This window comes from Rhodoferax sp. GW822-FHT02D07 (assembly GCF_058802405.1).
On the sequence record NZ_JBXAOD010000003.1, the window covers coordinates 292365 to 314225 of the forward strand.

Below are 21861 nucleotides of genomic sequence, written 5' to 3' on the forward strand. Positions count from 1 at the left end.
TACTTTTTACTTGACGGCGCCCGCGGTGATGCCGCGAATCAGTTGACGGGAGAACAGGGCATAAAGGGTGACCACGGGCACGATGGCCAGCGAGAGCGAGGCCAGCACGGCATTCCAGTCGGTGGCGTACTGGCCCACAAACTGCTGGATGCCCAGCGTGATGGTCTGCGTCTTGTCGGACGGCGCGAGGATCAGCGGGAACCACAGGTCGTTCCAGATCGGCACCATGGTGAACACGGCCACCGTGGCAATCGCCGGGCGGATCAGCGGCACCACGACCTGGAAGAAGATGCGGAACTCGTCGATGCCATCGCAACGCGCTGCGTCCTTGAGCTCGCTGGGCACCTGGCCCATGAATTCGGACAGGATCATGATGGCCAGCGGCAGGCCTTGGGCCACGTAGACCAGCACCAGCGCAGTCAGCGTGTTGACGAGGTTCAGCTCCACCATGAGCTGCAGGATGGACACCGTACCCAGGCGGATGGGCACCATGATGCCGAAGGCAAAGAAAAACTTGAGCCAGCGGTTGCCCTTGAACCGGTACTCCGACAGGCCCCAGGCTGCCATGGCCCCGAACAGCAGGATGAAAAACAGCGAGGCGATGGTGACGATGAAGCTGTTGCCGAAGTACATGAGCACATCGGAGCGGCCCAGCACCTTGGTGTAGCCGATCAGCGAGAAGGTCTCGGACGTGGGCCAGGCCAGCGGGTCGTTGAAGATGGCGTCACGGCTCTTGAAGGAGTTCATGAACACCAGCAGGATGGGCAGGAGCGCCAGCAGCAGATAGGTGATGAGCGTGAAATGCACAAACACGCGGCTAGGCGCGAAAGGCAGAGGTTTGGAGCGGGATGTGTTTGCCATCGGCAACCTCACATGGCAAAGCGGTGCAGCTTGCGCTGCACCGCGAGGAAGTAAATGGCCACGCCCACCAGAATCACCAGGAACATGATGGTGGCCACGGCCGCCCCCATGGTCGGGCTGGCCACCTGCGACTGGTAGCCAAAGAAGGTGCGGTAGAACAGCGTGCCCAGGATGTCGGTGCTGTAGTTGGGCCCGGCCACGGCGCCCTTGACGGTGTAGATCAGGTCAAAGGCATTGAAGTTGGCCACGAAAGTGAGGATGGTCACCAGGCCCAGCGTGGGCAAGATCAGCGGCAAACGGATCTGCCAGAAGATGCGCCAGGGCGAGGCGCCTTCCACCACGGCGGCTTCGATGATGTCTTCGGGAATGGCGATCAGCGCGGCGTAGATCAGCATCATGGGCACGCCGATGTACTGCCACACCGACATCAGGGATACGGTGGTAAGCGCAGTGGTCTCCAGCCCCAGCCAGGGCGCAAACCAGTCGCCCAGTCCCACGAAGGACAGCAGGCGTTCGGACACGCCCCACAGCGGAGAGAGGATGAGCTGCCAGACAAAACCGATGATCACCACCGACAGCAACGTGGGCAGGAAGAAGACGGTGCGGTAGGTGGCAGCGAAGCGCACATTGCGCAACGACAGCAAGGCAGCCAGCAGCAGGCCCACGGGGTTCTGTACCGCCATGTGGATGCAGAAAAACTTGAGGTTGTTCCACATCGCATTCCAGAAGCTGGCCGACCACTGCGGATCGCTCAGGATGGTGATGTAGTTGGCCAGCCCGGCAAAGCTGCGGGCGCCGGTGTCGTCGGCGCTGTACAGCCCCAGACGCAGGGTATCGATCAGCGGCAGCGCGCTGAAGGTGGCGTAGATCAGCAGGGCTGGTGCAATGAACACCATCACCCGCCAGGAGAAGCCTAATTTCATGGGAGACCTTGTTGGTCGGAAACGGAAACCGGAAGAACAAAACGATGCAATGCGGCACAAGGGTGCAGGCCCGTGGCCCACACCCTTGTCAGCAACGCTCAGGCACTACTTGCCAGGCGTGTACCACTTGGAAAAACCGGTCTGGATTTGCGCAGCGGCGTCCTTGGGTGCCATCTTTCCGTTCATGACTTGCGAGTTCACGTTCCAGAACTCGTTTTCCATACTCGGCGTGCCACGGCTCATGATCTGGGCGTTCAGGCGGATGGTGCTCTTGCACTGGTTGCGCCAGCCGATCATTTCCTTGGCCACGGGGTTCTTCACGTCGATGGCGTGGTTGGACAGCGAGAAGAAGCCGGTCACCTTGTTGGTGTAAAGATCGGCGAACTCCTTGCTGGCCAACCAGTTCAGGAAGACCTGGGCGTCCGCCTTGTTCTTGCTCTTGCTGTTGATACCCATGGCAATGTCGGTGTGGTCCGAGATGTAGCAGGGGTCGCCCGCCTTGGCCACGGGGGGCTTGAAGGCGCCGAATTCCACTTTGCTGTTGCCTTCAAAGTACGAGATGTCCCAGGAGCCGGCGGGATAGATCGCTGCGCGGCCGCTGCCAAACAGGTTCTGCGAGTCGCCATAGGTCTGGGCCTGGTAGCCCTTGGGCAGGTAGTTGGCCCACTTGGCCATCACGTCCCAAGTCTTCACGAATTCGGGGTCGGTGAACTTCTTCTTGCCGGCGATCAGCGCCTTGCGGCCTTCCTCGCCCTTCCAGTAGTTCGGGCCGATGCCGGTGTAGACGATCTGGTGGGTTTCCCACTGGTCGGCAGTACCCATCGCAATGGGGGCCACCTTGCCAGCCGTCTTGATCTTGTCCAACGCGGCAAAGAAGTCGGCTTCGGTTACCGGCACGGTCAGGCCCAGCTCGGAGAACACCTTCTTGTTGTAGAAGAAGCCGTGGATCACGGAGGCCATGGGCACGCAGTAGGTGTCCTTGCCGTCATCGGTCTGCCAGGCAACCTGGGCGGACTCGGGGAAGTTCTTCAGTGCGGCATTGCCGTTGAGCTTGTCCAGGTGGCCCTTCTTGTAGAGGTCCAGCGAGACGTCGAACGGACGGCAGGTCACCAGGTCGCCTGCGGTGCCAGCGGTCAGGCGGGCGTTCAGCGCGGAGTTGTATTCGGGGGGCGAGGTGGGGCTGAACTTGACGGTGATTCCGGGGTGGGCTTTGTAGAAGGCGGGCAGGAGCACGTCCTCCCACAGGCCTTTGTCGTCAACACGCCAGCTCTCAATGGTGAGGGTGCCGGCACCGGCAAAACTGCTGCAAACCAGCGCAGCCGCGGCAGCGGCCATGCGAAGGGGTTGGGACATGAATTCTCCTGGTCATCGGTTGAATGAAACTGCCGGTCCCGTGCATCGCGGTGACCAATCAGTGAGGCGGAGGTTATGCTGTGACCCCTGTAACATCAAACGCTCTTAGCAGGGCGGCGTTACAGAAATAAGTCGTTGATTTACATAGAGATTTCGTCATGCACGGCCCCATCCGTCTTACGCTTCCTTACGCTAACGCCCCGTTGCCAAGGGCTGATTTCAAGGGCTGCGCACGGCAGGCATACATAACATTACAAATCGACAGCAAATGAAAGCTTTGGCCCGCCACATCCGCAGCGCCAGCGCCTGGCTGGCGCTGTTGTTGTGCGCCGCTCCGGCTGCCCATGCGCAGCCCGCCAGCGTGCCGCTGGATGTGCTGCACTGGTGGACCTCCGCCAGTGAGCGCCGCGCGGCCGACCAGCTCAGCACCCATTTGGCAGGCGCCGGGGTGCAGTGGAAGGACGCCGCCATTCCTGGCGGCGGCGGCATGGCGGCGGTCAAGGTGCTCAAGAGCCGCGTGCTCATGGGCGACCCGCCCGATGTAGCCCAGCTCATAGGTACCACGCTTACCGACTGGGCCGACATCGGCCTGGTCATGCCGCTCAATGCCGTGGCCCAGCGCCAGCGCTGGTCACAGGTGCTGTTCCCCACGGTGCTGGACTTGGTGAGCTACAAGGGCGACGTGATTGCCGCGCCGCTGGGCATCCAACGCATCAACACCCTGCTCTACAACCGTCGCCTGTTCAGCCGCCTGGGCCTCACGCCGCCGCGCAGCTGGGGCGAGTTCGAGCATGCCGCGCGCAAGCTGCAGTCCCAGGGCCTGCGCCCGCTGGTCTGGAGCGACGAGCCCTGGCAGATGGCCACCGTGTTCGAAACCTTGCTGCTGGGCGAAGCCGGTCCCACGCTATACCGCGAGCTCATCGTGCAACGCAAGAGCAGCGCCTGGATGGACCCGCGCGTGGAACGCGCCCTGCAACGCCTGCGCTGGCTGCGCACGCTGGCGGGCGACAACCCGCAGGAAAAGGCGTGGACCGACGGCGCCAAAGAACTCATGAACGACAGCGCCGGCATGATGATCATGGGCGACTGGGCCCGCGGCGAACTCATGGCCTGGGGCGCCAGCCCCACGCGCGACTTTGGTTGCGTGGTGGTGCCAGGCACCGAGGGCATGCACCTCTACAGCGTGGATACGCTGGCCATGCTGGTGAGCGCACGCCAGCGCGAAGCCGCGCAGGAAAAAATGGCCGAAGTGGTGACGAGCATTCCGACCCAGCTGGCCTACAACCGCATCAAGGGCGCCGTACCGGTACGCCGCGATATTGACCCCTCCACCCTGGACAGCTGCGCGCGCGACTCCTGGGAAACCTTTGCCGCCGCCCGCAGCGCCCGCGTGCCCAGCCTGGCCCACCGCATGGCCGCCGACGAGGCCACCAAGGACGCCGTGGCCCAGACCCTGTGGCGCTTTCTGACCGATGCGCGCATGGAACCACCCGAGGCCCAGCGCCGCCTGGCCGCCATCATCCGTGCGCCCAGCGCGGAGCGTTGAAACCGACCTGCCATGAACCGCACCCTCCTCGTCGTGGACGACGACCAGAAGACCCGCAACCTCCTGAAGACCTATCTGGAGAAGCACCAGTACGACGTGCGCGTGGCGCACGACGGCGCCAGCTTCAACGCCGAGTTCGAACGATTCAAGGATGAACTCAGCCTGGTCATCCTCGATGTGATGCTGCCCGACACCGACGGCTTCACCCTGTGCCGCAGCGTACGCAGCCAGTCGCCCGTGCCCATCATCATGCTCACCGCCAGTGCCGACGACACCGACCGCATCGTCGGCCTGGAACTGGGTGCCGACGACTACATCGCCAAGCCCTACAACCCACGCGAGCTACTCGCCCGCATCAAGGCCATCCACCGCCGCATGCAGCTGGGCGCGCCTGGCGCGCCGGTACGCACCTTGCGCTTTGCCGGCTTCAGCATGGACGTGGTGGAGCGCGTGCTGACCGACCCACAAGGCCAGCCCGTGGTGCTGACCAGCATGGACTTCAACCTGCTGCGCTTCTTTGCCGAGCACGCGGGCGAGACGCTGGACCGCGCCCGCCTCATGGAACAGACGCGCGGGCGCGACCTCGGCCCGCTGGACCGTTCTCTGGACGTGCAGGTGAGCCGCCTGCGCCAGCGCCTCAACGACGATGGCAAACAGCCCGTGCTCATCAAGACCGTGCGCGGCAGCGGCTATGTGTTCTCGGCCGACGTCACGCAGCACGGCGATGCTTGAGTCCTATGTCTGAGCGCCGCCGCTGGTCGCGCCGCTACCTGCCCGACAGCCTGCTGGGCCGCATCGTGGTGGTCATGGCGTTGGGTGTGGTCAGCGCCCAGCTGGTGGGCACCCTGCTGTGGGCGCGCCAGTTGCGCGAAAGCGCGCGCACCGAGGCGCTCAGCGCTGGCAAGCACCTGGCGCTGAACGCGGCCGGCGCCATCCGCTTTTTCCGCGACCTGCCGCCGCAGTTCCGCCCCATCCTCATCGAGCAGCTGCGCACCATGGGCGGCACCCGCTTCTTCGTCAACGTGAACAAGGCCAAGGTTCCCATTCACCCGCTGGGCGGCAACGCGCTGGTGGACGCCGTGGTGGACGTGGTGCGCGACGATCTGGTGCGCAACCTCAACGCCGCACAGGCCCCCGAAGTGGCCTTTGCCTGGCCCGACAGCCTGCAGGTATCGGACGACGGCCGTATGGTGACGGACCTGCCCGAGTCCTGGGTGGAGGCCACGCTGTTGCTGCGCCCGCGCCCCGCGCCAGTGCTGGTGGTGCAGGCCGAATTTGAGCCCGGGCGCTGGCTGTACCTGGCCGCGCCCATGCCCGACCCCTACTTTCTGGACAACGCCAACCCACTGACCTGGGACCGCGTGACGCTGCAGCTGGTCACCCTCATCACCGTGCTGTTGCTCAGCGTGCTGCTGGTGCGCGGGCTGATCCGCCCGCTCAACAAAATCGCCTCCGCCGCCAACGCCTTTGGCAGCGACACCGCGCCCGAGAGCGTGCCCGAAACCGGCACCGCCGAGCTGCGCCGCACCGCGCGCGCCTTCAACGAGATGCAGGCCCGCATCCAAGGCTACCTGGTCGACCGCGAACGCCTGTTCCTGGGTATCTCCCACGGGCTCAAGACGCCCATCATGCGGCTCAAGCTGCGCACCGAGCTGCTGGACGACGAGACCCTGCGCACCGAGTTTCACGAGGATCTGGACGACCTGGACGTGATGGTGAAGGCCGCGCTGCAAAGCGTGAAGGACACTGACATCCACGAGAACCTCACCCCCGTGCGACTGGACACGCTGCTGGCCCGCCTGGCCCAGCGCCCCATCCACCCCGATGCCTCGATTGAATGCACTGCCGAGCCCATCAGCGTGCTGGGCAAGCCGCTGGCGCTGGAGCGCGCCTTCAGCAACCTGCTGGACAACGCCGTGCTCTACGGCGAGCGGGTGCAAGTGCGGCTTACCCTGCAGGGCTCCCGCGCGCTGGTGGAAGTGCGCGACTTCGGCCCCGGCATTGCGCAGGCCAGCATGTCGGCCGCGTTTGAGCCCCATGTACGCCTCAGTCATGGTCAACAGCAAAACCGCACTGGCACCGGACTGGGTTTGGGTATTGCGCGCAACATCATCCAGGCACATGGCGGCGAGATACGGCTGCACAACCATGCCGAAAGCGGCCTCGTCGTCACGGTGCTGCTGGCGGCGCTGCCACAGGAGGCGTGAAGCGCGCCGCCACGCGGACATAAAAAAACCGGCCGCTGGGGCCGGTTTTTCTTGGAGCCAAACAGCCTTAGTAGCTGCTGCGGCCGCCGCGGTAGCCACCGCTGTTGCCGCGGTCTTCCATCGGGCGGGCCAGATTCACGACGATGGAGCGACCATCCACGGACTGGCCGTGCAAACCAGAGATGGCTGCCTGTGCAAATTCGGGCGTGCCCATTTCCACAAAGCCGAAGCCCTTGGAGCGGCCGGTGTCTCGGTCCATCATCACCTTGGCCGAGGTCACTTCGCCGAACTCGGAGAAGTTGCTCAGGAGGCTGTCGTTGGTGACGGAATAGGGCAGGTTGCCCACATAAATTTTGCTGCTCATGATGAGCCTTTCAGAGAAAGCGCATGGTTGCAAAGGTGCTGCATGCGCGGGGGAGGCCGCCTCTTGCGAGGCGGTAAAGAAACTGTGGTGAAGGCGTGGGCTCAGCAAACCTGCGTGCGCGGCATGCAGCTCTCCAGCCAAGCCTGGCTGACGGCATAGACGCGGGCGGCTTCGCGAGACACGAACTCACTGTCGAAGTTGAACACCCGGCAGTACGCGCCCTTGCTCTGGGCACGTTGGATGGAGAAGGAAGCACGGAAACGGCCATTGCCGGTTGCGTGCGTGGTGGGCGAAACGATGTAGTTGCCCATGGGGATGGCGGATTGGGGAATCTGGTTCATGGAGAGGGTTGCGGGCCTGCATCGGGGCGGCCGGCTGGAGCTAGAAGAGGATCGGCTGACTGCAGCTCTACAGATCAGCGTGGTCGACAGGTGTCGAATATGCCGGGACCGGGTTCAAGAGCATCTCTTGAAGGGGTCTCGTGGAACAGCTTTGCGTTGGGTGCAGAGCGAGTACCTGCTTCGAATTATATTCATATTGAAATATAAGTCAATGTTTTTATTTCCATGAGAAATAAAACACCTTAGTGCGGCTGTACTCGTGCGCCCTGCTGCATCCTACGGTTTTGCGAGAAAAAGCGGTGAAAAATCTCCTTTGCCCCATGGACATTGCGCAGACAGCTATCAATTCAATAGCACCTCACCGCCTTCCACGATCACGGATTGCAGCGCCAGGTCCCGGTCCAGCACCACCGCATCGGCCCAAGCACCGGGCTGCAGGCGGCCACGGTCTGGCAGGCCCATGTGGTCGGCCGCATAGGTGGAGACACGTTTGGACGCATCCGCCAGGTCCAGGCCCAGGGTGTTGACGAGGTTGCGCAGAGCCTGGTCCATGCTGAGCACCGAGCCGGCCAGTGTGCCGTCGGCCAGGCGCACGCCACCCATGCACTTGGTCACCGTGTGGCGCCCCAGCTTGTAGTCGCCATCGGGCATGCCGGCGGCCGACGTGGAGTCGGTCACGCAGTAGAGCTTGGGGATGGCCCGCAGTGCGGTGTGGATGGCGCCGGGGTGCACATGCAGCAGATCGGGGATGATCTCCGCAAATTCGGCATGCGCCAGCGCGGCGCCTACCATGCCCGGCTCGCGGTGGTGCAGGGCCGACATGGCGTTGAACAAATGCGTAAAACCCGTGGCGCCGCAGCGCATGGCAGCCACGCCCTGCTCGTAGCTGCCGGTGGTGTGGCCCAGCTGCACCTTGAAACCCTCGGTCACCAGCTGCGCAATCAGGTCGTGGTTGCCACCCACCTCGGGCGCCAGCGTGATCAGGCGGATGGGCGCCATGGCGTGCAGGCGGTGGATTTCGTCAAAGCTGGCGGGCCGCGCAAACGGCGGCTGCGCGCCCAGCCGCGCCTCACTGATATAGGGCCCCTCCAGATGCACGCCCAGCACGCGCGCAGCGTTGGGTGCGCGTTGTTTGCACAGCGGGCCCATGGCGGCAAAGGCGGCGTCCAGGTCGCTCTGTGGCGCAGTCATGGTGGTGGCCAGCAGGGACGTGGTGCCGTGGCGCGCATGCAGGGTGGCCACATGCAGGGCTGCGTCGCCCCCCTCCATGATGTCGTGGCCCGCGCCGCCGTGTACATGCAGGTCGATGAAGCCGGGCAGCACGATGGGTTCCGCGCTGTCGCGCACCGCACAGCTGTCCACCGGCTCGCCGGTGATTGCGGCAATCCGGCCATCGGGCGTGCTACTCAGGCTGCCGCGTACAAAGCCCTGGGGCGTGAGGATGTGGCCGTGCAAAGTGGTGGTGCTCATGGTGTCTTTCGGAGGTCGGCAACAAAGTCGTAGTAATCGCTGCGGCACCAGGACTGGGTATGCTCTACCGCCACCCCGCTCTCCAGGCGCGCCGTGCGGGTAACCCACAGCAGTGCGTCGCCCGCCGCAATCTGCAACTGTTCTGCCGTGGTGAGCTTGGCATTCACCGCGCGGATGTGTTGCACCGCACGCACTGGTGCCTGGCCAATACGTGCCAGGTGCAGGTAGAGCGAACCATCCAGCCCCTGCGGCTTGGGCAGGGCACTAAGCAGCACCGCGCTGCACTCGTAGGCCATGGGCACACCATCGGCCAGGCGCAGGCGCTCCAGCCGCGCTACGCGCGCACCACGCGGCAGCTCCAGCGCATCGCGCTCAGCCTGTGTCGCCACGGCTACTTCACGCGTAATCCACTGGCTGCTGGGGACGTAGCCACGCTGGCGCAGCTCTTCGGAAAAACTGGCCAGGCTGGACAGCGGCTGCTCCAGGCGCGGCGCAATGAAGTTGCCCGAGCCGTGGCGGCGCAGCACCAGGCCCTGGTCCACCAGCACATCGATGGCCTTGCGCGCCGTGATGCGCGATACCGACAGCGACTCGGACAGCACCCGTTCAGAAGGCAGCGCCTGGTCTACACGGTAGGTGCCCGTGCGGATGTCCTGCTCCAGCCGGCGCGCCAGCTGGAGGTAGAGCGGGGAGTTGTCAGTGGGTGAACTGGAGAGGGTCACGGGTGGTGCTTGAAGTGGCACATTGATAGTACCACTTCAATACCACTTGAGGCTAGACCCGTGGTTTTGTCGCTGGAATCGGGGCGGTCGCCACCACCGCATCCATGATTTCCTGCGACAAGGCTTCGTCATCCACCGCACGGGCCAGCACCAGGGCGCCCACCATGCTGGCGTAGGCCACCAGCGCGCGCTCGCGCTGCACCGCCTTGCTGCGCCCGGGCATAAGCGCTGCAAACTGGGACACCATGCGGCGCATGCCTTCGGTGACGGCGTGGCGCAGCGCCGGGCCCTGGCGCGCCACATCGGCCCCCAGCGCCGCCAGCACGCAGCCTTCGCCGGGGTTGTCGCGGTGCTGAGGGCTCAGGTAGGTGCGCATCACGGTAGCCATGGGCGCATCCGGCGCCTGCGCGGCCACCTGCTCCCAGACCTGTTCCGCACGCACAAAGCCGCGCTCGCAGGCCTGCGCCATCAGCTCTTCCTTGGAGGCGAACTGCCCGTAGAAACCGCCGTGGGTCAAGCCTGCCGTCTTCATCAGGTCGGCCACACCAATACCGTCAAACCCTTTTTCGCGGAACAGGCGCGCAGCGACATCGAGGACGCGTTCGCGGTTCTGGCTGGCTTGTTCGCGGCTGACTCTCATGGGCGGCTCCGTGGGGTGAAAACAAAAGGTCTTGACATTTTAAATGACGATCATCATATAATTTATACATGACGAACATCATTTAAACAACCACCCAAAGGAAACACCATGCAAGTCAAAAACGCCGTCGTTCTCGTCACCGGAGCCAACCGTGGCCTGGGCCAGGCCTTTGTCAACGCGCTGCTGGAAGCCGGCGCCGCCAAGATCTACGCCGCCGCGCGTGACCCCGCCAGCATCACGCTGACCGGCGTCACGCCCATCCAACTGGACGTGACGAATGCCGCTGACATTGCAGCGGCCGCCGCGCGCTGCACCGATGTCACCCTGCTCATCAACAACGCCGGCATTGGCCGCGGCTCCAGCTTCCTGGCCGCAGGCAGTGCCGACGCCGCACGCGCCGAGCTGGAAACCAATTTCTTCGGCCCGCTGGCGTTGAGCCAGGCCTTCGCCCCCGCACTTAAGGCCAACGGCGGCGGTGCCATCGTCAATGTGCTGTCGGTGCTGAGCTGGCTCAACCTCAGTGGCGCCGCCACCTACAGCGCCTCCAAGGCAGCCGCCTGGTCGCTGACCAACGGCCTGCGCGGTGAATTGCGCGCGCAGGGCACCCAAGTGGTGGGCGTGCACGTGGGCTATATGGATACCGATATGACACGCGGCCTGGATGCCCCCAAAGCCAACCCGCTGGACGTGGCACGCCAAACGCTGGCCGCGGTGGAAGCGGGCCAGGACGAAGTGCTGGCTGACGAACTCAGCCGCAATGTGAAGCAGGGCCTCTCGGCTTCCGTCTACCTCGGCCAACCGGGCTGAGCCCTCAGGCACCGGCGCCCCACTGCTGCACATACGCCGGCGCAGGCTGGGTGTTCAACGCATCTGGCACTGGCGCCATGGGCACGCTGCGCAGCGGCAGCACACCCGCCCACACCGGGCGGTCCAGGTCTTCTGCATCATCATTCGGCCCGCCGCTGCGCACCTTGCAGGCCGCCTCGTCCAGGCTGATGCGCATCACCGTGGTGGCAGCCAGCTCTTTGCTGTTGCCGGGGCGGGCTTCCAGCTCGCGGCCGGGCGCCAGGTGGCGCATGAAGACATCCAGCGAAGCGGCTTTCTCTTCCACCTTCTCGAACTGGCCATAGACCATGGCCGAGCGGTAGTTCATGGAATGGTTGAACGCCGAGCGCGCCAGCACCAGGCCGTCGATGTGCGTCACCGTCACGCAGGCTTGCGTGCCCTTGGCCAGCAGCTTGATGAGGCGTCCGCCGTTGGAGCCGTGGATGTAGAGGTGTTCGCCCTCGCGCCAGCAGGCGGTCGGAATGCAGTGCGTGCCTTTCTCGTCCACAAATGCCACATGGCACACATAGGCCGCGTCCAGTATGGCGTGCAGCGTGGCGCGGTCATAGTGCGCGTTCTCGGCAATGCGGCGGATGCGGGTGCGGTCGCTGGGGGCAGTGGGCATGGTCGTGGTGGTCATGGCAATGCAAGTGAATGAAGGGCCGGACTGTAGGGTGCATGTGGTTCCAAATTAAGATCCACCTCTGTACTATTTTTTAGTACCACGAACCAAGGCCCGCTGTGGACTACCAACTGCTGTTTTCCCGCTACACCACCGCACCCGCACACGCCCACTGGTCGCGCCAGCGCCAGTTGCATGAATGCCTGCGCCACGCCATCCGCAACGGCACCCTGGGCAGCGGCGCGCGCCTGCCCGCCACGCGCACGCTGGCGCAGGAGTTGGGCGTGTCGCGCAACACCGTGCTCTACGCCTACGACCAGCTCGCCACCGAGGGCTTTGTGCTGCCCGACCGACGGGGCACTGTGGTGGCCGAGCTGGCCGCGCGCGTGGCCCAAGCACCCGTGCAGACCGCCGCGCCCCTGCGCGCAGGCCTATCGCGCCGCGCGCTGGCCGTGCCCACGCGCAGCGCGCCCGAAACGCCGGCCGCTTTTGCCCCCGGCGTGCCCGCGCTCAAGGAATTCCCCGCCACCCTGTGGCGCCGCCTGCTGGACCGCGCCTGGAAGCGCCTGCGCACCGAGCAGCTCAACTACGCACCCCACACCGGCGAACCCGCGCTGCGCGAGGCCATTGCCAACCACCTGCGCGTGGCACGCGGCGCGCGGCTGGACGCCACCCAGGTCATCATCACCGACGGCACCCAGGGCAGCTTGGACCTGTGCGCCCGCGCCTTTGCTGACGCGGGCGACAAGGTCTGGATCGAAAGCCCCGGCTACCAGGGCGCGCTGGCCGCCTTCAAGGCCGCGCAGCTCAAACCCGTGGGCATGGTGGTGGACCACGAGGGCATGGCCCCCACTGCCGCAGACTGGCAGCGCCACCCGCCCAAGCTCATCTACGTCACGCCCTCGCACCAATACCCCACCGGCAGCGTGCTGAGCCTGGAGCGGCGCCTGGCTCTGATTGCCAATGCACGCGCAGCCTCGGCCCTCATCATCGAAGACGACTACGACAGCGAATTTCGCCACGACGGGCCACCCCTCTCCTGCATGCAGGGCCTGGAGGCGGACGCACCCGTGCTCTACCTGGGCACCTTCAGCAAGACCATGTTCCCCGCGCTGCGCATCGGCTTTGTGGTGGTGCCCACGGTGCTGGTGGCGCCGCTCAGCGCCATGCTGGCGCGCACCGCGCCGCGCGGCCGCGCGGCCGACCAACTGGCGCTGGCCGACTTCATGCAGAGCGGCCAGTTCAGCCTGCACCTGCGGCGCATGCGCCGCCTCTACCGCCAGCGGCGCGATACGCTGGTGGCCGCGCTGGAGCAGCAGCTGGGAGATGTTGCCGATGTGTACGGCGGCTCCGCCGGCATGCACCTGGCCCTGCGCCTGCGCAACCCCAAGGCCGACGACGCACAGATGAGCGCCTGGCTGCGCGAACAAGGCATCGTGGCCCCAGCCCTGAGCGAGCAGGCCGTGGGCCAGCGCGTACAACCCTGGCGCGGCTTTCTGCTGGGCTATGCGCAGGTACCGGTGGAGCAGATGCCCCGGCTGGTGAAGAAGCTGGCCGAAGCCGTCCAGCGCTTCGGCTAGAGTTGCCGCTCTGTCACATCCAAAGACCCTTGAGAGGCGCACCCATGTCCAGCTTTGAAATCGAGTTTCTCGACAACTACCTCAAGTTCGGCCTGGGCTCCATGCCCAAGGCGGATGTGGATGCGCTGGTGATGCACCTGCTGGACCGGCATGGCATGGGCGGCTCGGGGCCGCTGGCGCAGTTGAACAACCAGACCGTGAGCGAGCGGCTCAAGACGCCCGTGGCCAAGGTGAAGAAGCTGCGCTACGAGGCCGCGCTCAAGTTCGGCGGCCGGGTGGAAGACCAGGCCACCGGGCGCCTGCTGGCGGCACTGGCCCATGCATCGCTGGAGCCGCAGGGCGACAAGATCTGCCTCATCATCGAAGACACGCTGGCCAAGAACTGGCTGCAGGGCCAGCTCAAGATCCACCAGCACATCTTTGACCACCCCTTCAGCACCGAGATCATCCGCGTCTCGGCCGACGGGCTGTTCCAGGTGCTCGAATCGCTCTTCGGCAAGAAAGAGCTGACGGCCTTCCGCACCGGCTACGAGAAAGCCAAGGGCGTGAAGGACGCCGCAGAGCGCAAGAAGTTCTTCAAGGGCATCGCGATGGACTTTGCCAAGGACGCAGCCAAGGCGGCCGGTGGCACAGTGCTGGCGGTGGTGAAGGGGCAGTTGGGCCTGTAGCCGCGCTCAGGGCTGCGCGTATTTGCGCAGCAGCTCGGGCAAGCGCTCCTGACGCAGCTTGCCCACGCGCGCCCAAATCTTTTCAGCCAGCGCAGGGCTGCGCTCCACAAACTGGTTGCTCAGCATCAGGTAATAGGGTTTGGTTTCCCACGGCACAGGCAGTTTTTCGATGTCCTGCAGGCGCATCTGGGTGATGAAGCCGTCCGCCACATCCTCCTGCATGGCAAACGCTGCAATGCGGCCCAGCGCCAGCTTCTGAAAATTCTGCTCGGTGGTCTTGGCGTCTTCCACCGGCAGCCCCGCCTTGGCCAGCGCGTCCCCCACAGAGAAGGTGCTGTTGTAGCCAATGGAGCGCCCGTCCAGGCCGCGCACCGCGCTGCCGTCCCACTGAAAACTGGAGCCCTTGCGCCGGTAAAACACATAGGCCATGCTCAACACGCGAGCAGACTCGTCGGCCTTGCCGTCCTTGAGGGGGTAGGCGCCGTACTGCTGGCGCTCCGGCACGAAAGAGAACATGAACGCGCCATCCACCTCTCCCGCCTGCAGGCGCTTGAAGCCCCGCAACTGCGGCGCGCGCTCCAGCACCACCTCCAAGCCCAGATCACGCCCCACCTGTTGCAGCATTTCCACCATGGCACCGGGCACTGGGGGTACCTCGGGGCCATTGCCCATCTGGTACGGCGCCACCTGGATATCGGAATACACCAAACGCAAATGCTTCTGCCCCCACGCGGGGCCACAAACCCCCAACGCAAATAGCAGGGGCAGCAATGCGAGATGTCTCATGGTAGGGTGTTGTAGTAGTGCTCGCATCGCCCCCAGTATCCCCACGTTTGCGGGAGCGTCAATAGTGGTCTGCCACCACCCGCCTCACCCCACCAGCGGCAGGTAAATGTCTGTCAGCAAATCCGCTGGTGCCGTATCACGCGGGTTGTTCAGGTAGTCCTCAAACACGGGCAGATCGGCCGCCTCGTGGCCGGACTGGATGAGCCATTGGCCATAGAGCCACTGGTAGGCTGCGCGCATGGAGCCGTAGGGCCCCTGGTAGTGCAACACGGCGCACAGGCCGCCACCCAGCGTGAACGGCTCCAGCGGCGCGGCCAGATCGCCGTTGTGGCCTGGCGGCAGGCTCAGGCCCGCGCGGCTGCGCAGCTGCGCCTCGGGCACGGCAAAGGGATCGTCGTAGTACACCGACATCCAGCGCGTTGTGGGCGCCATCAACCCCTGGGCCGACATGCTGGTGTAAGCCTGCGCAAACGCCTTGCCCATGCGCATGTAGGAGCCCTTGTGCAAAACACCGGCCAGCTGTACCTGTGGCACCTCGCGCAGCTCTACCGTGTAGCCAGCCGCCAAGGGCTGCGCTGCGCCCTGGCGAAACACCGTGTGGCTGCCCTCGGCGCGGTAGCGCGAAGGGCTGGTGCCATAGAGCCCGCTGAAGGCCCGGGTGAAGGACTGCACATTGGGGTAGCCGCACTTGCGCGCCACCTGCTCGATGGGCAACGCCGTGTTGGCCAGATAGCCCGTGGCGCGGTGCAAGCGCAGGCGGCGCACCGTGGCGGCAATCGTCTCGCCATACAGCGCGTTGTACACGCGGTGCCAGTGGTAGGCCGAGAGGTGCGCCACCTCGGCCAAGCGGGCCAAGTCCAGCGGCTGGTCCAGGTGGTCGTGGATATAGGCCTGCACGCGGCTCAGGCGCTCCTGGTAATCGGTCCAGCTGTGGGTTTTGTTCATCCGGTCTAGTGTGCCAAACCGATGGAAATGATGATGTCGCCATTGGCCGCGTAGCGCTCGTACTCGGCCACAAAGGTCTTGGGCAGCGCGGTCTGCGCCCACACCGCACCCCAGGCCGGGCCCACCCTGTCAAAGCGGGCGGGCAGGACAGGGAAGATGGCACGCTGCCCCGCCGGCACCACCACGCGCACCATGCCCGCGGGCACCGGCGCATCCGGCGCCACTTGCGCGCCGATCACCAGCGAATACAGGCCCGTGTTGTCGCGCCCCGCGTGGGCAAAGTGGGTGTACACGGCCAGCACATCGCCATCCACCCGGTCGGCAATCCGGTCCAGCACGCCCTCTTGCCCAAAGCGCGCCCAGTGCGGCGGAATGGTCTGCATGGCTTCCAGGTTGGTGGTGCGCAGCTCAATGCCGACGACGGTGATCGCGTCGGGCTGGGGCGCAAAGTGATGGGGGAACTGCTCCTGGGCGGTGGCGGTGCTTGGCATGGCGCGAAATCCTGTGGGGTTGGACACAGCGGCAGTCTAGAAGCGCCGGTCTGACAAATCTTGCGGAGTTGAAATTGCTATGGTTTTGCTAGCTGCTCGCGCAGATTCCACGAGGGCCAAGTGCCAATTTGACGCACAAGCGCCGGCGGCCACCCGGAACCGCCCACGCAGCCAGCGTTTGCGCAAAGCAGGTGAAAAGCGCAATATGACCGCCGCGCTTCCCACACTGTGTCACCAGTTGAATCAAGGAGTCGAACATGCCCCTGGCCAATATCAAGATCGGCGTCAAACTGAGCTTTGCCTTTGTTGTCGCAGCCCTCTTAACCATCGTGCTCGGGCTGGTGGCCCTGATGCAGCTGGGCAAGGTGACCCAGAACACCGAAGACCTGGCCACCAACTTTCTGCCGGGCGTAGAGGTCAGCTCCGGAATACGCGGCTATATCAACGACGTCCGCCGCGCCGAGGCCCGGCTGCTGATCTCCGAAACACCCAAGGAGATTGACGACCAAGAAGCCCGCATGGCCACCGGCAAAAAGAAACTGGCCGAGCTGGAGGGCAAGCTGCAGGCCCTGACGGACTCTGACGCCGAGAAGGCCGCCATGGCCAAGTTCCTGGACCACCGTGGCACCTGGCTGAACCTCAACCAGAAGCTCATCGCCGAAGTGCGCAGCGGCCCCGAAGGCAAAGCCAGAGCCGTCGAGATGTACAAGAAAGAAAGCGCCGTGGCCTTCAACGCCGCGCTGGCCGACATCACCGCCATCAATGACGACAACTCCAAGATCGCCGCCGACGGCTGGGCCGACGCTCAGGTGGTAGCCCGCAACGCGCGCCTGACCGTGGGCACCACCATTGCGCTGGCGGTGCTGGTCTGCATCGTGATGGCCTACACCATCACCCGCAGCATCACCCGGCCCCTGGCCAAGGGCGTCACGCTGGCAGAGGCCGTGGCCGCTGGCGACCTGACCGTGCAGGTGGACACCCGTGGTGGCGACGAACTGGCCCAACTGCTACGCGCCATGGATTCCATGAAAAACGGCCTGCGCAGCGTGGTGAGCCGGGTGCGCCAGGGCTCGGAAGCCGTGGCCAGCGCCAGCTCCGAAATCGCCCAGGGCAACCACGACCTGAGCGCCCGCACCGAACAACAGGCCAGCGCGCTGGAAGAAACCGCCGCCAGCATGGAAGAGCTCAGCTCCACCGTCAAAGCCAACGCCGACAGCGCCCGCCAGGCCAACCAGCTTGCCAGCAGCGCGTCTACCGTGGCCGTGCAGGGTGGTGAAGTCGTGGGCCAGGTGGTGGAGACCATGAAAGGCATCAACGAGAGCAGCCGCAAGATCGGCGACATCATCAGCGTCATCGACGGCATTGCCTTCCAGACCAATATCCTCGCGCTCAACGCCGCCGTGGAAGCCGCGCGGGCCGGTGAGCAAGGGCGCGGCTTTGCGGTGGTGGCCAGCGAGGTGCGCAGTCTGGCCGGGCGCAGCGCCGAGGCCGCCAAAGAGATCAAGCAGCTCATCAACACCAGCGTGGAGCGCGTGGAGCAAGGCAGCGCCTTGGTAGACCGCGCAGGCGAGACCATGACCGAGGTGGTTGCCAGCATCCGCCGCGTGACCGACATCATGGGCGAGATCAGCGCCGCCAGCAGCGAGCAGAGTGCCGGCGTCAGCCAGGTGGGCGAGGCCGTGACGCAGATGGACCACACCACCCAGCAGAACGCTGCGCTGGTGGAGCAAATGGCCGCCGCAGCCAGCAGCCTCAAGAGCCAGGCGCAAGACCTGGTGCATGTGGTCGCCACCTTCAAGCTGGGCGGCGCGGACGAGCACCGCGCGCTGGCCTTCGGCTAGGCCCGGGCAGGCGGGCTACGCCGCCAGCGGCTCCGCGTGGCAGACCACGCGGTTGCGGCCGCGGCCTTTGGCCTCGTACATGGCGGCGTCGGCGCGTTGCAGTAGGGTGCCCAGGTGGGCGTTGTGGCTGGCCACGCCGATGCTCACGGTGAGCTGCAGCGTCTGCGCATGCCAGGGCACGGCCACTGCGGCCACGGCCTGGCGCAGCTTTTCGGCCACGGCGGTGGCCGTGGCGGCGTCGGTATCGGCCAGCAGCACGGCAAACTCCTCCCCGCCCAGGCGCCCGCACACATCCGCCGCGCGGAACTGCTGCGCCAGCACCGCGCCCAGCTGCTGCAGCACCAGATCGCCCGCGCCGTGGCCGTAGGTGTCGTTAATCTGCTTGAAGTGGTCCACGTCGATCAGCAGCGCGCTCAGCGGTTTGCCTTGACGCTGGCACAGCTTGCCCATCTGCTCGCCCAGCTCCATGAAGGAGCGGCGGTTGTTGATGCCGGTGAGCTCGTCGGTGCGGGCCATGCGGTCGGCCACCTCGTTGGCCAGCTTGAGCTCGTAGCTCAGGCGCAGGCGGCTTTGCATGGCTTGCGACAGCACCTTGGTCCCCCGCAGCGCGCCGGCCATGAAGGTGCTGGCCGCCACCGCCATGCCCAAGGCCAGGTGACCCGGCTGGATAAACAGCCACACCGTGCTGGGCACCAGAATGGTCAGCATGGTGGCCACCGTCATGCCGCGGTGGGCGGAATACGTGATCATGCTGCCGCCCACCAGGCCCGCCACGAAGAAGAGGATGACGAACAGCTCCACCGTCTCGCCCGGAGGCATGAGCCACAGGACGCCCACGCCCCAGGTTGTTGTCGACAGCAGCAGCGTCACCGCGTAGGGCCGCTCCCAGGCCAGGATGGCCTGGCCTGTGGGCTTGGCGCGGAAATACAGCAGGTACATACCCAGCCGCACCACAGCCGTGGCCGTCAACACGCCCAGCCAGCCCAGTAGCTTGGCCGAGTCCAGCCGCCCCCACAAGGTCCAGCACATGATGCAGGCGATCACCAGGCTCTGGAACAGCGCGGGGAAGGACTGCTGGAACAGCAGCGCCAGCGTGTCAGCGCGCACCATGGCGTCGCTGGCTGCGGCAGCCGAGGCCGCAGCGGGGGCATCTTCGGAAGCGATAGGGTCACGCATGGTTCTGGTCCTTCAGTCTGACGCGTACTGAAGCCATCATACGCGCTATGCTTTTAGTAGCTGCCTGCGCACATTCCACGGGGGCTATAGGCTACTTTCGTTTCAAAAAGCCCACACCCCGTTGTAGCCCTCTAGCCGCCCGGTCACTTTATTGGCATCATCGTTACATAAAGATACAAGTCACTCAGGGAGGGTGAACTGGAATGGCGACTCTCATTCCTTCATTGGGCAGCTGCGTTTCACGCATGACCACCGGCGAACGCCGGCTGGAGCAAAAACTCGACGACTACTACCGGCGCTGGTACGACGTGCCTAGGGGGCCGCAGAAAGTCTGGTCACGACTCCCGCATCAACCCCAAAAAGCGGCTCATCGTCTCGATACTCTCACAACCCAAAGACAACAATCTATAACCTAACATTAATTAAGAAAATGATTATCGGTCTATATTTACGCAACTACAAAGTCTATAAAAATCTAAACTTTATTCCGATTTCCTCGGGTGAAACTTTTTCAGCATTCTTAGGTGCCAATGGTATTGGAAAAACATCAATATTTGATGCATTAGACAAATTCTTCAATGGAGGTGAATGGAGCATAAATAATGAGTCCAAAGCATCCAATAACATCGACAAAGATCCATACATCATTCCTTTATTTGTGATCAACAAATCGCACAATTTCTCAAAAGGAATTCAAATAATTGCAGAGACATTAAGCAACTACATGTGGAGGTTTTCTGAGGCGAATTTTGCACCTTATGTCCAGCAATTCAAAGAGGCACGCACCAACTTAGAAACCAACAAAATAACGCAAGAAACTCATTATTTGTTCATGGCGGGACAAAAACACCAGAGCAATGAATGCTACTTCGGCCCATTTGACAATTCAATAAAATCTGCTATATCAGAAGAACTCGCAGACATCACACAAGAGAGTTACGATATATTTCTTCGCGAGATCAAGTCTTACTATCGGTACATATACCTTCCTGCAGAGGCAGACTCACAATACTACACAAATATGGAGTCTGTATATGTTCAGAAACTGCTCGACGAAGACATAAAAAAGAAAATTCAAGACTCCATTGGAAAAAAGACAGTACTTGACATCAATCAGAAGCTTCAAGATTTTATTGATGAAATAAACACAACCCTAAGTCGCTACACATACAAAGGGAAATTCAAAAATAAGCTAACAGTCAACGATCTAGTCGAACGAGTGTTTGAGGCTTATTTCGGAATAAAAATATTACATAAAAAGCAAAAAACAGGTGATATCGCAATTGGAGACCTGAGTGCAGGAGAAAAAAGGCAGGCACTAATTGATCTTTCCTATTCATTGATTTCTCGAGCACCCAAGAAAGACTATCAAATAATTCTGGCGATCGACGAACCTGATGCATCCATGCATATTTCTGCTTGCCACGATCAGTTTGAAAAAATATCTCGAATCTCAAACATTAGCACTCCACCGACACAAGTTTTAATAAATACACATTGGTATGGATTTATTCCAATACTTCAAAATGGAGTAGCGCACTCTCTTTCAAAATCAAATGAGAAAATTGATTTCTTTTCATTTGAACTTAAGAATTTCCGAGAGCATATCAATCAGAAAGTTAAAGCGTCATCTGGCCAGTACCCCACTGAAGTGGAGCTAAAAAGCTACCAAGACATGATTCAATCCGTGGTAGTAAGCATGGTCCGAGACAAACCATATAACTGGATTTTCTGCGAAGGCCTGTCCGACAAGATCTATCTAGATCACTACCTCTCCGATATAGCAACTGAACACAACTTGCGAATAGTTCCACTGGGTGGATTTAAAGAAGTTCGACGTGTTTATAAATATCTGAATGCACCACTATCCGACAAAGAGGGTGGATTTCGAGGTGTCGCTGTATGCTTAGTAGACACGGACTCGCAGAAGGAAGTTGCCGAAACAGATGCGGCAATTAAAAATTTACATTTCAAGAGGATAGTGAGAGATGAAAGTGACAATATAGTCAAGCTTGTTGATGTTAATCATCAACTATCTTTTCCCACGGAAATTGAATTCGGAATGCGCGGAGAAGTATTTCAATCCGTGTTGAGTTCGAAGCTATCCTTTCCACTTACCAACTTTGAAATATTGAAAGATATTTTTGAATCCACCGAAGTGGATTTCGGCGCCACAAATCTATACGATTTTTTGAACCTATCTCCGAAGAATAAAACTCGTCTCATGGTGGATTTTTTTGATGTGGATGACAACAAAGTTAGTTTTGCAAAGAACTATGTAGCTCAAGATCCCGAGCGTAATTGTGTCCCGGCCTGGATTACTAGCTTGAAGGGCTTAATTACTGACGGCGATAGTCACCGCAAGACAAAAAAGACTCCGAAATAGCATTGAATTTGTGACATTTGCTTGATGGCGTATTTTTAGTTGTCCAGCGTCTCTGGTGTGAAGTCACCCACTGATTGTTTCTCCGTCCCTTGAAAACCTTGCCACCCAGCAAAC

21 protein-coding genes are annotated in these 21861 nt (G+C 62.4%); 8 read left to right on the forward strand and 13 right to left on the reverse strand.

What is annotated here, in order from left to right:
- Nucleotides 1–6: 6 nt before the first annotated feature.
- The 3 genes from AC1RNN_RS09505 to AC1RNN_RS09515 form a co-directional block, all read right to left on the reverse strand.
- Nucleotides 7–861: a carbohydrate ABC transporter permease gene (locus AC1RNN_RS09505; protein WP_493088481.1), complete on the reverse strand. Its 855-nt coding sequence runs from the start codon at nucleotides 859–861 to the stop codon at nucleotides 7–9.
- Nucleotides 862–869: 8 nt separating this feature from the next.
- Nucleotides 870–1784, reverse strand: coding sequence for a carbohydrate ABC transporter permease (locus AC1RNN_RS09510; protein ID WP_493088483.1), 915 nt, complete (start codon nucleotides 1782–1784; stop codon nucleotides 870–872).
- A gap of 105 nt (nucleotides 1785–1889) precedes the next feature.
- Nucleotides 1890–3137, reverse strand: a complete 1248-nt coding sequence (locus tag AC1RNN_RS09515) for an ABC transporter substrate-binding protein (RefSeq protein WP_493088486.1) — start codon at nucleotides 3135–3137, stop codon at nucleotides 1890–1892.
- A gap of 268 nt (nucleotides 3138–3405) precedes the next feature.
- Between AC1RNN_RS09515 and AC1RNN_RS09520 the strand changes: the two genes are divergently transcribed.
- From AC1RNN_RS09520 to AC1RNN_RS09530, 3 genes are read left to right on the forward strand one after another with little or no spacing between them, the layout of a single operon-like run.
- Complete coding sequence (locus tag AC1RNN_RS09520) at nucleotides 3406–4683, forward strand: ABC transporter substrate-binding protein (protein ID WP_493088488.1); 1278 nt, start codon at nucleotides 3406–3408, stop codon at nucleotides 4681–4683.
- 12 nt (nucleotides 4684–4695) lie between these two features.
- On the forward strand, nucleotides 4696–5415 hold the full coding sequence (locus AC1RNN_RS09525; RefSeq protein WP_493088490.1) for a response regulator: 720 nt from the start codon (nucleotides 4696–4698) through the stop codon (nucleotides 5413–5415).
- Between the two features lie 5 nt (nucleotides 5416–5420).
- Nucleotides 5421–6890, forward strand: coding sequence for an ATP-binding protein (locus AC1RNN_RS09530; RefSeq protein WP_493088492.1), 1470 nt, complete (start codon nucleotides 5421–5423; stop codon nucleotides 6888–6890).
- A gap of 67 nt (nucleotides 6891–6957) precedes the next feature.
- Here AC1RNN_RS09530 and rbp read toward each other — a convergent pair whose 3' ends face one another.
- The 5 genes from rbp to AC1RNN_RS09555 all read right to left on the reverse strand — a co-directional run bounded on the left by rbp (nucleotide 6958) and on the right by AC1RNN_RS09555 (nucleotide 10427).
- Entirely contained in the window at nucleotides 6958–7254 is a 297-nt protein-coding gene (gene rbp / locus AC1RNN_RS09535) for an RNA-binding regulator (RefSeq protein WP_493088493.1), read from the reverse strand.
- A 101-nt stretch (nucleotides 7255–7355) separates the two neighbouring features.
- The gene (locus tag AC1RNN_RS09540) at nucleotides 7356–7595 is read right to left on the reverse strand and encodes a hypothetical protein (protein WP_493088494.1); all 240 of its coding nucleotides are present in this window, start codon (nucleotides 7593–7595) and stop codon (nucleotides 7356–7358) included.
- Between the two features lie 342 nt (nucleotides 7596–7937).
- Nucleotides 7938–9065, reverse strand: coding sequence for an N-acetylglucosamine-6-phosphate deacetylase (nagA, locus tag AC1RNN_RS09545; RefSeq protein ID WP_493088495.1), 1128 nt, complete (start codon nucleotides 9063–9065; stop codon nucleotides 7938–7940).
- Nucleotides 9062–9787, reverse strand: coding sequence for a GntR family transcriptional regulator (locus AC1RNN_RS09550; RefSeq protein WP_493088496.1), 726 nt, complete (start codon nucleotides 9785–9787; stop codon nucleotides 9062–9064). The genes nagA and AC1RNN_RS09550 overlap by 4 nt, the downstream gene beginning before the upstream one ends.
- Nucleotides 9788–9839: 52 nt before the next feature.
- Nucleotides 9840–10427, reverse strand: coding sequence for a TetR/AcrR family transcriptional regulator (locus AC1RNN_RS09555; protein WP_493088497.1), 588 nt, complete (start codon nucleotides 10425–10427; stop codon nucleotides 9840–9842).
- Between the two features lie 108 nt (nucleotides 10428–10535).
- Here AC1RNN_RS09555 and AC1RNN_RS09560 point away from each other — a divergent pair, with 108 nt between their 5' ends.
- Nucleotides 10536–11234 (forward strand): SDR family oxidoreductase, encoded by a 699-nt coding sequence (locus AC1RNN_RS09560; protein ID WP_493088498.1) that lies wholly within the window; start codon nucleotides 10536–10538, stop codon nucleotides 11232–11234.
- 4 nt (nucleotides 11235–11238) lie between these two features.
- Here the strand turns inward: AC1RNN_RS09560 and AC1RNN_RS09565 are convergent, their stop codons facing one another.
- The gene (locus AC1RNN_RS09565; RefSeq protein ID WP_493088500.1) at nucleotides 11239–11892 is read right to left on the reverse strand and encodes a pyridoxamine 5'-phosphate oxidase family protein; all 654 of its coding nucleotides are present in this window, start codon (nucleotides 11890–11892) and stop codon (nucleotides 11239–11241) included.
- A gap of 101 nt (nucleotides 11893–11993) precedes the next feature.
- Between AC1RNN_RS09565 and pdxR the strand changes: the two genes are divergently transcribed.
- Both pdxR and AC1RNN_RS09575 read left to right on the forward strand, forming a co-directional pair.
- Nucleotides 11994–13454 (forward strand): MocR-like pyridoxine biosynthesis transcription factor PdxR, encoded by a 1461-nt coding sequence (gene pdxR / locus AC1RNN_RS09570; protein ID WP_493088502.1) that lies wholly within the window; start codon nucleotides 11994–11996, stop codon nucleotides 13452–13454.
- A 44-nt stretch (nucleotides 13455–13498) separates the two neighbouring features.
- The gene (locus tag AC1RNN_RS09575; RefSeq protein WP_493088504.1) at nucleotides 13499–14122 is read left to right on the forward strand and encodes a hypothetical protein; all 624 of its coding nucleotides are present in this window, start codon (nucleotides 13499–13501) and stop codon (nucleotides 14120–14122) included.
- A 6-nt stretch (nucleotides 14123–14128) separates the two neighbouring features.
- Here AC1RNN_RS09575 and AC1RNN_RS09580 read toward each other — a convergent pair whose 3' ends face one another.
- The 3 genes from AC1RNN_RS09580 to AC1RNN_RS09590 all read right to left on the reverse strand — a co-directional run bounded on the left by AC1RNN_RS09580 (nucleotide 14129) and on the right by AC1RNN_RS09590 (nucleotide 16344).
- The gene (locus AC1RNN_RS09580) at nucleotides 14129–14908 is read right to left on the reverse strand and encodes a substrate-binding periplasmic protein (RefSeq protein WP_493088506.1); all 780 of its coding nucleotides are present in this window, start codon (nucleotides 14906–14908) and stop codon (nucleotides 14129–14131) included.
- 84 nt (nucleotides 14909–14992) lie between these two features.
- On the reverse strand, nucleotides 14993–15853 hold the full coding sequence (locus AC1RNN_RS09585) for an AraC family transcriptional regulator (RefSeq protein WP_493088508.1): 861 nt from the start codon (nucleotides 15851–15853) through the stop codon (nucleotides 14993–14995).
- A 5-nt stretch (nucleotides 15854–15858) separates the two neighbouring features.
- A complete protein-coding gene (locus AC1RNN_RS09590; RefSeq protein WP_493088510.1) occupies nucleotides 15859–16344 on the reverse strand; it encodes a GyrI-like domain-containing protein in 486 nt (161 codons plus the stop codon).
- A 257-nt stretch (nucleotides 16345–16601) separates the two neighbouring features.
- Between AC1RNN_RS09590 and AC1RNN_RS09595 the strand changes: the two genes are divergently transcribed.
- A complete protein-coding gene (locus tag AC1RNN_RS09595; RefSeq protein WP_493088512.1) occupies nucleotides 16602–18185 on the forward strand; it encodes a methyl-accepting chemotaxis protein in 1584 nt (527 codons plus the stop codon).
- Nucleotides 18186–18200: 15 nt separating this feature from the next.
- Here the strand turns inward: AC1RNN_RS09595 and AC1RNN_RS09600 are convergent, their stop codons facing one another.
- Nucleotides 18201–19361: a GGDEF domain-containing protein gene (locus AC1RNN_RS09600; RefSeq protein WP_493088514.1), complete on the reverse strand. Its 1161-nt coding sequence runs from the start codon at nucleotides 19359–19361 to the stop codon at nucleotides 18201–18203.
- Between the two features lie 430 nt (nucleotides 19362–19791).
- On the opposite strand from AC1RNN_RS09600, the gene AC1RNN_RS09605 reads away from it, so the two are divergent.
- Nucleotides 19792–21747, forward strand: a complete 1956-nt coding sequence (locus AC1RNN_RS09605) for an AAA family ATPase (protein WP_493088516.1) — start codon at nucleotides 19792–19794, stop codon at nucleotides 21745–21747.
- The last annotated feature ends 114 nt before the right edge of the window (nucleotides 21748–21861 follow it).

Bases quoted from the DNA above. Each gene is read 5' to 3' on its own strand.
- AC1RNN_RS09505 (WP_493088481.1), bottom strand. From the start codon at position 861: ATGGCAAACACATCCCGCTCCAAACCTCTGCCTTTCGCGCCTAGCCGC.
- AC1RNN_RS09510 (WP_493088483.1), bottom strand. From the start codon at position 1,784: ATGAAATTAGGCTTCTCCTGGCGGGTGATGGTGTTCATTGCACCAGCC.
- AC1RNN_RS09515 (WP_493088486.1), bottom strand. From the start codon at position 3,137: ATGTCCCAACCCCTTCGCATGGCCGCTGCCGCGGCTGCGCTGGTTTGC.
- AC1RNN_RS09520 (WP_493088488.1), top strand. From the start codon at position 3,406: ATGAAAGCTTTGGCCCGCCACATCCGCAGCGCCAGCGCCTGGCTGGCG.
- AC1RNN_RS09525 (WP_493088490.1), top strand. From the start codon at position 4,696: ATGAACCGCACCCTCCTCGTCGTGGACGACGACCAGAAGACCCGCAAC.
- AC1RNN_RS09530 (WP_493088492.1), top strand. From the start codon at position 5,421: ATGTCTGAGCGCCGCCGCTGGTCGCGCCGCTACCTGCCCGACAGCCTG.
- rbp (WP_493088493.1), bottom strand. From the start codon at position 7,254: ATGAGCAGCAAAATTTATGTGGGCAACCTGCCCTATTCCGTCACCAAC.
- AC1RNN_RS09540 (WP_493088494.1), bottom strand. From the start codon at position 7,595: ATGAACCAGATTCCCCAATCCGCCATCCCCATGGGCAACTACATCGTT.
- nagA (WP_493088495.1), bottom strand. From the start codon at position 9,065: ATGAGCACCACCACTTTGCACGGCCACATCCTCACGCCCCAGGGCTTT.
- AC1RNN_RS09555 (WP_493088497.1), bottom strand. From the start codon at position 10,427: ATGAGAGTCAGCCGCGAACAAGCCAGCCAGAACCGCGAACGCGTCCTC.
- AC1RNN_RS09560 (WP_493088498.1), top strand. From the start codon at position 10,536: ATGCAAGTCAAAAACGCCGTCGTTCTCGTCACCGGAGCCAACCGTGGC.
- AC1RNN_RS09565 (WP_493088500.1), bottom strand. From the start codon at position 11,892: ATGACCACCACGACCATGCCCACTGCCCCCAGCGACCGCACCCGCATC.
- AC1RNN_RS09575 (WP_493088504.1), top strand. From the start codon at position 13,499: ATGTCCAGCTTTGAAATCGAGTTTCTCGACAACTACCTCAAGTTCGGC.
- AC1RNN_RS09580 (WP_493088506.1), bottom strand. From the start codon at position 14,908: ATGAGACATCTCGCATTGCTGCCCCTGCTATTTGCGTTGGGGGTTTGT.
- AC1RNN_RS09585 (WP_493088508.1), bottom strand. From the start codon at position 15,853: ATGAACAAAACCCACAGCTGGACCGATTACCAGGAGCGCCTGAGCCGC.
- AC1RNN_RS09590 (WP_493088510.1), bottom strand. From the start codon at position 16,344: ATGCCAAGCACCGCCACCGCCCAGGAGCAGTTCCCCCATCACTTTGCG.
- AC1RNN_RS09595 (WP_493088512.1), top strand. From the start codon at position 16,602: ATGCCCCTGGCCAATATCAAGATCGGCGTCAAACTGAGCTTTGCCTTT.
- AC1RNN_RS09600 (WP_493088514.1), bottom strand. From the start codon at position 19,361: ATGCGTGACCCTATCGCTTCCGAAGATGCCCCCGCTGCGGCCTCGGCT.
- AC1RNN_RS09605 (WP_493088516.1), top strand. From the start codon at position 19,792: ATGATTATCGGTCTATATTTACGCAACTACAAAGTCTATAAAAATCTA.